The 12,426-nt window shown below is 67.4% G+C and carries 11 protein-coding genes and 1 pseudogene; 5 read left to right on the top strand and 7 right to left on the bottom strand.

Annotated elements, in window-relative coordinates; translation table 11 throughout:
- Window positions 1-196 precede the first annotated feature (196 nt).
- The gene (locus tag QZ271_RS04835; RefSeq protein ID WP_291429508.1) at window positions 197-1,186 is read right to left on the bottom strand and encodes an NADPH:quinone oxidoreductase family protein; all 990 of its coding nucleotides are present in this window, start codon (window positions 1,184-1,186) and stop codon (window positions 197-199) included.
- Window positions 1,187-1,328: 142 nt separating this feature from the next.
- On the opposite strand from QZ271_RS04835, the gene QZ271_RS04830 reads away from it, so the two are divergent.
- The 3 genes from QZ271_RS04830 (at window position 1,329) to QZ271_RS04820 (ending at window position 5,824) form a co-directional block, all read left to right on the top strand.
- Window positions 1,329-3,428, top strand: a complete 2,100-nt coding sequence (locus QZ271_RS04830) for a 3-hydroxyacyl-CoA dehydrogenase NAD-binding domain-containing protein (RefSeq protein WP_291429506.1) — start codon at window positions 1,329-1,331, stop codon at window positions 3,426-3,428.
- A 96-nt stretch (window positions 3,429-3,524) separates the two neighbouring features.
- Complete coding sequence (locus QZ271_RS04825; RefSeq protein WP_291429504.1) at window positions 3,525-4,706, top strand: acetyl-CoA C-acyltransferase; 1,182 nt, start codon at window positions 3,525-3,527, stop codon at window positions 4,704-4,706.
- Between the two features lie 167 nt (window positions 4,707-4,873).
- Entirely contained in the window at window positions 4,874-5,824 is a 951-nt protein-coding gene (locus tag QZ271_RS04820; RefSeq protein WP_291429502.1) for a ring-cleaving dioxygenase, read from the top strand.
- On the opposite strand, the gene QZ271_RS04815 is transcribed toward QZ271_RS04820, so the two are convergent.
- The 6 genes from QZ271_RS04815 to QZ271_RS04790 form a co-directional block, all read right to left on the bottom strand.
- Window positions 5,817-5,969 carry a hypothetical protein gene (locus tag QZ271_RS04815; protein ID WP_291429500.1) on the bottom strand — a complete coding sequence of 51 codons (153 nt, stop codon included), beginning with the start codon at window positions 5,967-5,969 and terminating at the stop codon, window positions 5,817-5,819. The two genes, QZ271_RS04820 and QZ271_RS04815, sit on opposite strands and share 8 nt — an antisense overlap.
- Before the next feature lie 254 nt (window positions 5,970-6,223).
- Window positions 6,224-6,784, bottom strand: a complete 561-nt coding sequence (locus QZ271_RS04810; protein WP_291429498.1) for a hypothetical protein — start codon at window positions 6,782-6,784, stop codon at window positions 6,224-6,226.
- Window positions 6,785-6,868: 84 nt separating this feature from the next.
- On the bottom strand, window positions 6,869-8,248 hold the full coding sequence (miaB, locus tag QZ271_RS04805; protein ID WP_291429497.1) for a tRNA (N6-isopentenyl adenosine(37)-C2)-methylthiotransferase MiaB: 1,380 nt from the start codon (window positions 8,246-8,248) through the stop codon (window positions 6,869-6,871).
- Between the two features lie 495 nt (window positions 8,249-8,743).
- Window positions 8,744-9,175, bottom strand: a complete 432-nt coding sequence (locus QZ271_RS04800) for a hypothetical protein (RefSeq protein ID WP_291429495.1) — start codon at window positions 9,173-9,175, stop codon at window positions 8,744-8,746.
- A complete protein-coding gene (locus tag QZ271_RS04795) occupies window positions 9,172-10,416 on the bottom strand; it encodes an amidase (RefSeq protein WP_291429493.1) in 1,245 nt (414 codons plus the stop codon). Before QZ271_RS04795 ends, QZ271_RS04800 begins: the two co-directional genes overlap by 4 nt.
- A gap of 24 nt (window positions 10,417-10,440) precedes the next feature.
- Complete coding sequence (locus QZ271_RS04790; RefSeq protein WP_291429490.1) at window positions 10,441-10,941, bottom strand: LEA type 2 family protein; 501 nt, start codon at window positions 10,939-10,941, stop codon at window positions 10,441-10,443.
- A 166-nt stretch (window positions 10,942-11,107) separates the two neighbouring features.
- On the opposite strand from QZ271_RS04790, the gene QZ271_RS04785 reads away from it, so the two are divergent.
- Window positions 11,108-12,112: a hypothetical protein gene (locus QZ271_RS04785; protein ID WP_291429489.1), complete on the top strand. Its 1,005-nt coding sequence runs from the start codon at window positions 11,108-11,110 to the stop codon at window positions 12,110-12,112.
- Window positions 12,113-12,243: 131 nt separating this feature from the next.
- Window positions 12,244-12,426, top strand: a pseudogene (locus QZ271_RS04780) (outer membrane lipoprotein carrier protein LolA); the annotation flags it as partial.

Raw genomic sequence — 12,426 nt, 5'->3', positions numbered from 1 at the left:
TAAATATTATGCTCATACAAAACGGGAACAAGCGTTTTTTGCCGTGTTTATCGTGCTGAGCAGTTACCAACGTACTTTCTTCTGCTACGCGCTCCGCGCGGTTTATCTACAAGATAAACGCAGTGTACTTAAGCGCGCCGGTCGGCAGCGGGGCAGGATGGCCGATTCAGTGTGGGCGGCTCAGGGGAGGGCCCGCTCAGCGGGCGGGTTCGATGATGACCTTGCCGGTCGTCTTGCGGTCCAGCAGGTCCTGGAAGGCGCGGGCGCTGTCGGCCAGTGCGTAGGTGGGGCCGACCTGCGGCGTGACCTGACCGCTGCCGACCAGTCCGGCGAGCGCCTGCGCGGCCTGCAGGGTCGCGGCGCGGTCGCTCATCAGGCTGGTCAGCCACAGGCCCGTGACGGTCAGGTTGCGTTTCATGAGTTCCACGGGGCGCAGGGTCGCCTGCTCGCGGCTGGCGTTCCCGATCACGATGATCCGGCCTTGCGGGGCGGCCATGTCCAGGCTCTCCTGGAAGCGTTTGCCGCCCACGACTTCCAGGATCAGGGGAACACCCTTGCCGCCCGCCGCGTCACGGACTTTCTGCACGCGGTCCGGGTCGTCCTGGAGGATGGTCACGTCGGCGCCCAGGGTGCGGGCCAGCGCAAGTTTCTCATCGGTGCTGGCCAGCGCGATCACGTGCATGCCCATCGCCCTGGCAAGCTGGATGCTGGCCGTGCCGAGCGCCCCGGCGGCGGCCTGCACGAGCACCCACTCGCCTTTCACGCCGCGCCCCAGGGTGTTCAGGCCGTGGTAGGCGGTGAAGTACGACACGGGGAACGCGGCGGCCTGCGCGCCGCTCAGGTTTTCCGGAACGGGGATCAGTCCGGCGGCGTTCACGACCGAGTAGCGGGCCAGCGCGCCGCTGCCGCCCAGCGCGGCGACCCGCTGTCCGACCTGCACGCCCGTGACGCCCTCCCCGAGGGATTCGACGATTCCGGCGAATTCCATGCCCGGCGTGTACGGCACGCGGGTGCGGGTCAGGTACTCGCCTGCGACGCTCAGAACGTCCGCGAAGTTGATGCCGACCGCCTCGACCTCGATGCGGACCTCGCCGGGACCGGCGGTGGGGGCGGGAACGTCCTGGAGTTCCATCACGCTGGGGGGGCCGAGTCGTTCGACCCGGATGGCCTTCATGGATTCACTCATGACCCGCAGCATACCCGACTGTCCCCCCAAAGTGAACGTTGACGTACACCTTGAACGTGAACGTGTTTGACCGGGTTGGGGAATCGTGAAAAGCTAGGGACCGAACCACAATCCAATTCCCCACCCACCAGGAGGTTTTATCGTGAGTACCCCCGATTCCAGCCAGCCCAGCCTCGTGCAGCAGTCCCGCGACGGCGACATTCTCGTCCTGACCATCAACAACCCGCCCGTGAACGCCTTCAGCGTGGGCGTCCCCGAGGGCCTGAAAGCCGGACTGGACGCCGCCGCCGACGACGACAGCGTGACAGCCGTGGTCATCATCGGCGGGGGGCGCACCTTCGTCGCCGGGGCCGACATCCGCACCTTCGACCTGCCCCGCGAGCAGTCCCCGGACCTGCGCGGCACCATCGAGAAGCTTGATGCGTTCACCAAACCCACCGTGGCCGCCATTCACGGCACCGCGCTCGGCGGCGGCCTGGAACTTGCCATGGCCTGCACGTACCGCGTGGCCGTGCCCGGCGCGCAGGTCGGATTGCCGGAGGTGAAACTGGGCGTCCTGCCCGGTGCGGGCGGCACGCAACGCCTGCCCCGCGTGGTGGGCGCCGCCAAGGCGCTGGACATGATGCTCAGCGGCAACCCCATCGGGGCCACGGAAGCCGGGCAGCTCGGCCTGATTGACCGCGTCATTGACGGCGACCTGCTCGCCGGAGCGGTCGAGTTCGCCCGCGAGATGGCCGGCGCCCGGCCCCTGCCGCGCATCAGTGAACGCAGCGTGCCCGGCGCCACGCCCGACGTGTTCGCCGCCGCCCGTCAGAGCATCCAGAAAACGCACCGTGGGCAACTGTCCCCGGCCCTGATCGTGGATCTCGCCGAGATGGCCGCCACCGTGCCCTTCGCTCAAGGCTGGGACGCCGAGGCCACCAAGTTCATGGAAGCCAAGGACAGCCCCCAGAGCCGTGGTCTGCGTCACATCTTCTTCGCTGAACGTGAAAGCGCGAAGATTCCCGGCATTACCAAGGACACCCCCACCACCGAGATCCGGTCAGCCGGGATGATCGGGGCGGGCACCATGGGCGGCGGCATCGCCATGAACTTCCTGAACGCCGGGATTCCCGTCACCATCGTCGAAACGCAGCAGGACGCGCTGGACCGTGGCCTGGGCGTCATTCGCCGCAACTACGAGAACACCGCCAGCAAAGGCCGCATGAGCATGGAGGATGTCGAGGCGCGCCTGGCCCTCCTGACCCCCACCCTGGACATGGGCGACCTCAAGGACGCCGATATCATCATCGAGGCCGTGTTCGAGAACATGGACGTGAAAAAGGACATCTTCAGGAAGCTCGACGGCATCGCCAAACCCGGCGCGATCCTGGCGACCAACACCAGCACCCTGGACGTGAACGAGATCGCCAGCGTCACCAGCCGCCCCGAAAGCGTGATCGGCCTGCACTTTTTCAGCCCCGCGAACGTCATGAAACTGCTGGAGATCGTGCGCGCCGATAAAACCAGCGACACGGTCCTGGCGACCAGCATGGCCCTCGCCAAGCGCGTCAAGAAAGTCGGCGTGGTCGTCGGCGTCTGCGACGGGTTCGTGGGCAACCGCATGATCCACCGCTACGGTGACGAGGCCCGCCTGATCGTCGAGGAAGGCGCGCGCCCCGAGGACGTGGACGCCAGCATGAACGCCCTGGGCCTGCCCATGGGCCCCTTCCAGATGAGTGACATGGCCGGACTGGATATCGGGCACGCCATCCGCCAGCACCAGGCCAGGGTCGCCGGGCAACCCGAGCCCGACGGCTGGCTCGACCGCATCGTCGAGACCGGGCGCAAGGGCCAGAAAACGCAGGGCGGCATCTACGACTACGACGAGACCCGCCGGCCCATCCCCAACGCCGACATCCAGAAACTCATCGAGTCCTACCGCGCCGAGAAGGGCATCACGCCGCGCGAGATCACCCAGGAGGAAAGCACCAAGAGGCTCGCGTACTCCCTGGTGAACGAGGGTGCCAAAATCCTGGAGGAAGGCGTCGCGCAGCGCGCCGGGGACATCGACGTGATCTACATCTACGGGTACGGCTTCCCCGCCTACCGCGGCGGCCCCATGCAGTACGCCAGCGAACAGGGCCTGAAGAACGTGGTGGCCGACCTGGAACGGTACGGACAGACGCCCGCGCCGCTGCTCAAGCGCCTGGCCGACGAGGGCAAGACGTTTGCGCAGTACGACACCGAGAAGGGGCGCTAAAGTGACCCCCGGTCCCCGCCCGGCCCCTCCGGCTCAGGTGGACCCGTCCAGAGCGCACCCAGGGGCGACGGCCCCGACCAGCAAGGAGAACACACCATGAAAGACGCTGTCATTGTTTCCACTGCCCGCACCCCCATCGGCAAGGCCTACCGGGGGTTCCTGAACGACACGCACGGCTCTGACATCGGCGCGCACGCTGTTCTGCACGCCGTGCAGCGGGCCGGGATCGACCCGTCCGAGATCGAGGACGTGATCATGGGCGCCGGGAACCCGGAAGGCGCCACCGGCAGCAACATCGCCCGGCAGATCGCGCTGCGCGCCGGTTTTCCGGTGAGTGTGTCGGGCGTGACCGTGAACCGCTTCTGCTCCAGCGGCCTGAACACCATCGCGCTGGCCGCGAATCACGTGATGACCGGTCAGGGCGACGTGTTCGTGGCGGGCGGCCTGGAAAGCATCAGCCTGACGCAGAACGAGCACGCCAACGGGTACCGCCTGCGCGGCGAGTGGCTCATGGAGCACAAGCCCGAGATCTACATGCCGATGCTCCAGACGGCCGAGGTGGTCGCGGAGCGCTACGGCATCAGCCGCGAGGCGCAGGACGAGTACGCACTGCAAAGCCAGCAGCGGACGGCGGCGGCGCAGCAGGCCGGGCTGTTCGAGCATGAGATCGTGCCCATGACGGCCCGCATGAAAGTGCAGGACAAGGCCACGGGCGAGATCAGCACCCGCGAGGTCACGCTGAGCCTGGATGAGGGCAACCGCGCCGATACCACCCTGGAGGGCCTGAGCAAACTGAAGCCCGTCATCGAGGGCGGCGTGATCACCGCCGGAAACGCCTCGCAACTGTCGGACGGCGCGGCGGCCGTGGTCGTCATGAGCGGCGACATGGCCCGCGAGCGCGGACTGGCCCCGCTGGGGCTGTTCAAGGGCTTTGCCGTGGCGGGCCTGGAACCCGACGAGATGGGCATCGGCCCGGTGCTGGCCGTGCCGAAACTCCTGAAACGCCACGGCCTGAGCGTGGACGACATTGACCTGTGGGAACTGAACGAAGCGTTCGCCGTGCAGGCCCTGTACTGCCGGGACACGCTGGGTATCGACCCGGCCAAGTACAACGTGAACGGCGGCGCGATCAGCGTCGGGCATCCGTACGGCATGAGCGGCGCGCGCCTGACCGGGCACATCCTGCTGGAAGGCAAACGCCGGGGCGCGAAACACGTGGTCGTGACCATGTGCGTGGGCGGCGGCATGGGCGCAGCCGGTCTGTTCGAAGTGCTGTAAGGATCGTCGGGAGGAGGAAGTGGGCTGTGGGGGTGACCCTGCGGCCCGCTTTCTGTTGTGGGTGACCCCTCACCCGGCCCTCTCCGCTGGGGAGAGGGGCTGTGGACTGGGGCCGCTGCTGTCGGCTCGTCACAATCGCTTAATGTCAAACGAATTAGGGTGTGGGCATGACCACCACGCCCCTCACCCCGCACGGCCTGCACCACGTCACCGCCGTCACCGCCGACGCCCGCGCCAACCTGACCTTCTACACCGGCATCCTCGGCATGAGACTCGTCAAGAAAACCGTCAACCAGGACGACGTGACCGCCTACCACCTCTTCTTCGCAGACAGCGCCGGCACCCCCGGCAGCGACCTCACCTTTTTCCAGTGGCCCGTCCCACCCGAACAACCCGGCAACAACAGCGTCACCCGCACAAGCCTGCGCGTCCCAGACGGCACCCTCGACTGGTGGCACGCGCACCTCAGCGCCCACGGCCTGAGCGTCACCCCCACCACCCGCCACGGCCGCCCCCACCTGGATTTCAGCGACCCCGAAGGCCAGCGCCTGAGCCTCCTGGAAGGCGGCCCACACGGCACCCCCTGGACCGGCAGCCCCATCCCCACCGACAGGCAGATTCACGGCCTGGGCCCCAGCGAACTGACCCTCCCCAACCTGTTCCCCACCACCCGCGTCCTGGAACGCGCCTACCACATGACCCCCGCCGGCACGTACCCCGACCCCGAGCAGCCAGAGCGCACCATTCACGTCTACGCCATGCAGGAAGGCGGCCCGCACGCCGAACTGCACCTGCGCATCGACCCGACCCTGCCCCCCGCCCGCCCCGGCGCCGGCGGCGTACACCACATCGCCCTGCGCGTCCAGGACGACCAGTACCACGACTGGAACGCCCACCTGAGCTCCCTGGGCCTGCGCACCAGCGGCGAAGTGGACCGACACTGGTTCCACAGCATCTACTACCGCGAACCCCAGGGCGTCCTGATCGAACTTGCCACCGACGGCCCCGGCTTCGCCGTGGACGAACACCCCGACCACCTGGGCGAAACCCTGATCCTCGCCCCCTTCCTCGAACCCCGCCGCGCCCAGATCGAAGCAGGGCTCACGCCCCTCACTTGATACGAACGTCAATTGAAGACAATTGGTAACTGCTCAGCACGATAAACACGGCAAAAAACGCTTGTTCCCGTTTTGTATGAGCATAATATTTACTGCAAATCTGCCTTGGACGAACCAATTCGCCCATATCGGCAATTTCAGTCATTTGAAAGCAGCTTCTTAGCAATTTATAGGGCTGAATTCAGATTCTGAGCAATTTACCCTGCTGAGCAGTTACGACAATTGAAAATCATTCGATCCGAGCGGCTTGAATAGAAAGCCACGGCATTCCGGGCGCGAAGTTGGTTAATCGGTGTGTTCCCCAGTTGACTCCGGAAATGACGGTAGTGACGCCGATCCCGCAGGAGAAATCGCCCCCACCTGTTAAAGGTGGGGGCGACGTATGTGCAAGAATCTTGATTAGTCTAGCGAGGGGGCCTCGCCTCTGTAAATGCAGGATGAGTAAACGGGAATGTATTTGCTGGTCGTTGCCGCATCGCTGCTTACTCCGTCAGTAACCGTAACTGTAGCGTTGAAGCGTCCCAGAGTCGTTCCCGACGGACTGACGTACTTATAGGCGAGTTTCGTTTCAATAGCCTGAGCCGAGACGCTGGCGGGTACTATGGATCCGTCGATTACATATTGGACAAGATAGTTGCCCCGGGTTGATTGCTGTAGATCGGCCATGTTAAATTGTTTCACGGCTTTCGAGAGGCTGATGTCACCATTTAACTCAAGAGTTCCCCGATTAAACCCAGTGGCCCCGAATTCTGCAACAACAAAATTCTCGTTATTAATTTGATTATTGGGATATACGACTTTCCTACATGAAATAGGTTGTCCCGTCGCCGAGTCGATCAAGTTAGTCCGTATCTCCACCGCATCATTGCGAATGTAATCCGGCGTTTGGTATCCGCCAGGTGTATTGCAACTCGCCAGAATCCCCGTCAACCCGATTGCCGCCAATGTGAGTTTCTTCATGCCTCTCACTGTGCGCTGCGAATCTGACCTTGACGTGATGGGCGCTTAAGATTTTCTGAGCGAGCATTCATGGTTGGCCCTGTGTCAGGCCATGCTGAGCGGGGCGCTGAGGGCGGCGGCCTGCGGGTCCAGGCGCGGCACCTGTGGCAGGGGGTGTCCGTCCGGGCCGAGGACCGTGCCGTACATCATGTGCGGCGTGGCGTGGTCAATGCGCACGGGGTACACGCCGGGGCCGGTTGCGCCGGTGGCGGCGGGGACGATGGTGGGGTGGTTGCCGCGCGTGTGGCCTTCCAGGAAGCCGTCACTGTGCGCGTCACCGCGAATCAGGACTTCCTGCACGGTGCCGACCTTGGCGGTGTTCTTGCGGGCACTCCAGTCTTTCTGCCTGGCGATCAGGCGCTCTAACCGTTCGGTTTTCACTTCGCGGGGCAGGTCGTCAAAGTGCTTGTAGCTGGGCGTGCCGGGGCGGGCGCTGTACGCGAACATGTACGCGCTGTCGTACCCGACCTCGTCGTACAGGCTGAGGGTCTGCGCGAAGTCGTCCTCGGTCTCGCCGGGGAATCCGACGATGATGTCGGTGGCGAGGACGACGTGCGGGAGGTGTTTCTTGATGTCCGCGACGTGCGCGAGGTACTGCTCGCGGGTGTACTCGCGGGCCATGCGGCGCAGGACGCGGTTGCTGCCGCTCTGGACGGGCAGGTGAACGTACTCGCAGATGGCGGGCGTGTCGGCCATGGCGGCCGCGACGTCCGCGGTGAAGTTCATGGGGTGGCTGGTCGTGAATTTCACGCGGCGCACGCCGCTGCGGCCCACCATGCGCAGGAGGTTCGCGAAGGTGGGGTACCCGCCCAGCCGGGCGCCCTGGTCCACGCCGTACGCGTTGACGTTCTGGCCCAGCAGCGTGACTTCCTGCACGCCCGCCGCGAGTTGCAACTCCAGTTCCCGCAGGATGTCGTCCGGGTGGCGGCTGACCTGCGGGCCGCGCGTGGTGGGCACGATGCAGTACGTGCAGTGGTGGTCGCAGCCGCGCATGATCGTCAGGTGCGCCTGCAGGCGCCCGGCGGGCGCGGGGGGAACGTGGTCGTGCAGTTCATCCCGGAACGCCAGCCCCCAGAAACGCTCGTTGCTTTCCAGCGCCTTGCCGATATCCAGCAGGCTGCCCGGCCCGAGCAGAATATCCACGCCGAACTTGCGGGCCATCTGCTGCCCTTCTTCCAGTTGCGCGAGGCAACCCATCATGCCGATCACCAGGGAACGGCGGGCCTTGACCTTGCGCAGGTCGCCCAGCAGACTGCGGACCTTCTCGACGGGTTTCCCGCGAATGGCGCAGGTGTTCAGCAGCACAAAATCGGCCACGTCCACGCTGTCCACAATGTCCGCCCCGAAACTCACGAGTTGCGACTGCACCAGGTGCGTGTCGTACTCGTTCATCTGACACCCGTAGGTGACGATCATTGCCTTCATGTGTGTCTCTCCTCTCAGCCGGTCGGATGGATTCCGGGGCCTTTGCCTGCCCGCTGTGTCGTGCTGGGCGGTCGGAAGGCAGTCTAGCGCAGCGCCACGGGCGCGCTGGGGGTGGATTCGCCCGCTGTTCGAGCCTGCCACGGTGGCTGCTGTTCTGGTACAGGTTCAGCGTGAGTTCCGTGCGGTCTGCGAGGCGTTTGAAAGGTCCATTTCCAGCACAGACATTGTGGGTTTCAAGATTCACGAGGCCGCCGCTGGCCCGTCCGGCACAGTCCACGGGGCCGAGGGTCAGGCGGTACGGGTCGCATCCAGTCGGGCCGACTCGGACGCCCTTTTACACGCCGCTGATCTACCGTTCCAGCGTCGTAGGCGGCAACGAGGCGCCGAACGGACAGCCGTTCACTGCCAGGGGAAGCAGGAGGGCAGCGGTCCGTATGTCAGGAGCGGTGGCGCACGCACCCCTCATGCTCTGCGCCTGAGGCCGTGCCGATGCGCTCAGCGTTCGGCGCGCAGGATCACGGTGTGCTTCACGCCGCCCACGGTCAGGGTGCCGCCCAGGATGGTGTCCGTGACGGTGGCGCTCAGCAGGCCGCTGGCCTTGAGGGGCACGTTGCTGACCCCGAAACCCAGCAGGCTGGCGTTCAGGCGGGGCGTGTCGCCGGGGTCAATGGTGGCGGTCAGGGCCGCGCCGCCCGGGCCGGGCAGTTGCGTGCCGCGCAGGGTGAAGGCGCCGCCGCTGCTCAGGTTGCGGTACTCGCCGCGCGCCTCGTGCGTGACGGGGTCCACGGTGTATGTCACGCGGATCTTCTGCGGGGTCAGCAGGAACCGCGTCTCGCCCACGTAGGAGTACACGGGCTGAGCGGCGGGGTGCGTGGCGGGGGCGCAGGCGGCCAGCAGGAGTGCCAGGGGGAGGGCGGCGCGTTTCACGCGGGCTCCGGCGTGCCGGTGGCGGGTGCGGTGTCCAGCGCGTGGGCCAGGGCCAGCAGGGTGTCGTCCTGCCCGTGCCGTCCGACGAGTTGCACGCCCACGAACGGTTGGCCGCCTGCGTGGTGCGCGGTGGGCAGCGCGGCGGTCGGGGCGCCCAGCAGACTGAACGGCGCGGTCAGGCGCAGCACGGCGCGCCGCAGCGGGACCGGGCCGCCGGGCAGGTCCACATCGTCCTGCCCGGCCCGGGGGGGTGGGGTGGGCACGGCGGGGGCCAGCAGCACGTCGAAGGTGTCCAGCAGGGCGTCAAGCTCCTTGCGGTACGCGTCGCGGCGTGCGAAGGCTGCCCTCACCTCATCGGCACTCAGGGACGCGCCCTGCCGCAGCGCCGCCAGCGTGAACGGCAGGAAGCCCGGCTCGTGCAGTGCCAGGGCGTCCCGGTGAACGGCGGCCGCTTCGCTCAGCACGATGGGCGAGTACGCGTCGAGCACTTCCGGGAAGTCCACGGTGGTCACGGTCGCGCCCAGGTGCGTCAGGGTGCGGGCCACGCCCAGCACGGCGTCGCGCACGTCCGGAGTAACCCAGCCGTCCGGCAGCCACAGGCCCACGCGCCGCCCCGTCCAGTCCTGCGGGCGCACGGGCTGGCCGGTCAGGGCCTCATGCACGCGGAGGATGGTGTGCAGGTCGCGTGCCAGCGGCCCGGTGTGATCGCAGGTACGAGACAGGGGCAGCACGCCCGCCTCACTCCAGTCGGGGTGCCCTTTGGTGGGCTTGAAGCCACGCACGCCGCACCACGCGGCAGGCACGCGGATGCTTCCGCCGGTATCGGTGCCCAGCGCGAACTCCACCTGACCCAGCGCCACACTGACGGCCGCGCCGCTGCTACTGCCGCCCGGCACCCGCCCCGGCAGGGTGGGGTGCGTGGTGCCGCCAAAGCCGTTGGCGCCCGTGATGCCCAGCGCGATCTCGTGCAGGTGCGTCTTGCCGGTCGCGCTGGCCCCCAGGTCCAGCAGGCGGCGCACCAGCACGCTCGGGCCGGGGTCCGGGACAGGAGCGCGCGAACTGGCACGTAGCGGCCAGCCGGGCACGCCGAACAGGTCTTTCACGCTAAAGCGGAGGCCCGAGAGCGGCCCGCCGGGCACGCCGGGCAGGGGAGACGCGGGCCGGAACGCCCAGGCGCGCTGCGGGTCGCTGGCTTCCGGCGTCGCTGGGCTGCGGTGATCGCGGCGGGCGGGATCGGTCACCCGTACAGAGTAACGCCCAGGCACTCAGAAGGGCAGGATGGGCGCCTGTTTCCACTGCCCCTGCGACAGCGTAAACGGCCCGAAGTTCTGCAGACCCAGCGGCCCGAAGTTCGCGGTGAACCCGCCGTCCACGCGGTACGTGACCAGCTGGCCGCGCGCCACCTTCAGGAACGACGCGGCCGTACTCAGCGTGACCGGAATGGACAGGTCGGCCCGCTGGTTGGTCACGCCGCTGGCGGGAATGGCGACGTTCGGGAAAGACACGTCGCCCACGGCGGCCCCGTCGATGATCAGCGTACCCGCAATGTTCGCCATGCGCAGCGGCACCGGGTTGGGGTTGGTCACCTGAAGGTTCATGGTCAGCTTCGCCACGGGCTCGCTCCCGAACCCGCCGGGCAGGGCCAGACTGATCAGGGAGACGTTTTGCACCTGCACCTGCGGGACCTGCACCAGCTGTTGCAGGGGCGAGCAGGCACTCAGGGTCAGGGCGACGGTACTCAGGGCAGCGGCGGGAAGCAGGCGCATACCGTCAGGCTACCCCGCCGCCCGCGCATGAACCTGACCGGGCGCGTCAGCTTCCCGTGCGGGGTGATCAGGCCGTCCTCGCTACCGGGCTACCCCGCTATAGCGCCGCCACGCTGCCCTCACGGCGCCCACTGCGTGCGTGTGCCCGCTACGCTACGCTGCCTGCATGCGACCCACACCCCGTTCCGGCCGTTTCCGTTCGCTGCCCGCCACGCTCGGCGCGGCGCTGCTCGCGTCGTCCGCGCAGGCCGCCACCCTGGACTTCGGGGTGTCCTACCGCGCTCCGGACGCTGGACTGTGGGCGCGCGTGGGGGTCTCGGACCTGGACCTGCTGGGCGGGCAGGTGTCGGCGGCCCTGAGCAGCCGCGCGGCGCAGGTCGGGTACGCGCGCAGCCTCAGCCTGCCGCCGCTGGGCGCCGCGACCGCCCGCACGGACCTCGCCGTGACCTGGCAGGGCGGCGTGCGACTGGAGGGTCGCGTGGGCGGTGGCCTGGGCCCAGTCGCGCTGAACCTCGCGGCCGCGTACTTCACGGCGCCTGTCACGGACGTGGACCCCCTGGCCCCGTTCGCGCTGGCCCCGGCGGACCTGCGTGAGCGCGGCTGGAACGCGGCACTCACGGCCCGCTACCGCGTCAGCCGCGACCTGATCGCCGTGCTGGGCGGAGCACTGGGCGCACAACCACAAGCGAGCGCCGGGGTAGAGGGCCGCCGCGTCCTGACGCGCCCCGTCGAGTCGGAACCCGACCCGGCGGAAGGTGCGGAGGCCGCTACCGATCCTGCCGTCACTGACACCCCGGAAACCGAGACGGTCGGCACGCTGACATGGCGGGCGGGCGTGCTGGCGGGGCAGGACGTGCTGGGCCTGACCGGCGGTCTCAGCTACGCCACCGCGAGCGGCCTGAGCGTGGGCGTGGACGCCCTGGTCGGCGTCAACTCCTACGGCCTGAGCGGCAGTGTGTCTGCCCCGGACCTGCTGGGCCAGGGGGGCACGCTGCGCCTGTACGCTGCCTACGAGCCGTGGCGGACGGCCAGCGCGCCGCTGCGGACCGGCGTGAATGCCGGTTTCAATGTCGGTTCTGGCACCCTGAATCTGGACGCCGCTGCCGGGCGCACGGTGTGGGGCCAGGGGGGCTTTGGCGTGCGTGTCGGATACTCGCTGCCGCTGCCCTGAGCCGCGCAGGGCATACCCCAGGCTGCTGGCACGCTCGACTGTGTCCAGCAGCGCTTTTTTGCGTTGTCTGGATGAACCTGCCGTCAGGCACCTGGCCCCCTTCTCATGAGGACGGGCGGGATACTGCGGGCATGAAGAAGCTCTCCCTGACCCTCCTGGCTCCCGCCCTGCTGGCCCTCGGCTCGGTCGCCGGTGCCCAGACCGCGCAGGACATCATCAGCCGGGTGGACACCACCCAGAAAGCCGCCAAGGACGTATCATTCCGCCTCAGCGGCAACGCCACCCTGGACACCAGCAACCAGAAGATTGACCTG

The organism is Deinococcus sp. (assembly GCF_018260555.1).
Lineage (GTDB): Bacteria > Deinococcota > Deinococci > Deinococcales > Deinococcaceae > Deinococcus.
This window is presented reverse-complemented; position numbering and strand designations above follow the sequence as displayed.

Excerpts from the sequence above, each read along its gene's own strand:
- QZ271_RS04815 (WP_291429500.1), bottom strand. The coding sequence starts at position 5,969 with ATGACTGAAATTGCCGATATGGGCGAATTGGTTCGTCCAAGGCAGATT.
- QZ271_RS04785 (WP_291429489.1), top strand. The coding sequence starts at position 11,108 with ATGCGACCCACACCCCGTTCCGGCCGTTTCCGTTCGCTGCCCGCCACG.
- QZ271_RS04810 (WP_291429498.1), bottom strand. The coding sequence starts at position 6,784 with ATGAAGAAACTCACATTGGCGGCAATCGGGTTGACGGGGATTCTGGCG.
- QZ271_RS04790 (WP_291429490.1), bottom strand. The coding sequence starts at position 10,941 with ATGCGCCTGCTTCCCGCCGCTGCCCTGAGTACCGTCGCCCTGACCCTG.
- miaB (WP_291429497.1), bottom strand. The coding sequence starts at position 8,248 with ATGAAGGCAATGATCGTCACCTACGGGTGTCAGATGAACGAGTACGAC.
- QZ271_RS04820 (WP_291429502.1), top strand. The coding sequence starts at position 4,874 with ATGACCACCACGCCCCTCACCCCGCACGGCCTGCACCACGTCACCGCC.
- QZ271_RS04835 (WP_291429508.1), bottom strand. The coding sequence starts at position 1,186 with ATGAGTGAATCCATGAAGGCCATCCGGGTCGAACGACTCGGCCCCCCC.
- QZ271_RS04825 (WP_291429504.1), top strand. The coding sequence starts at position 3,525 with ATGAAAGACGCTGTCATTGTTTCCACTGCCCGCACCCCCATCGGCAAG.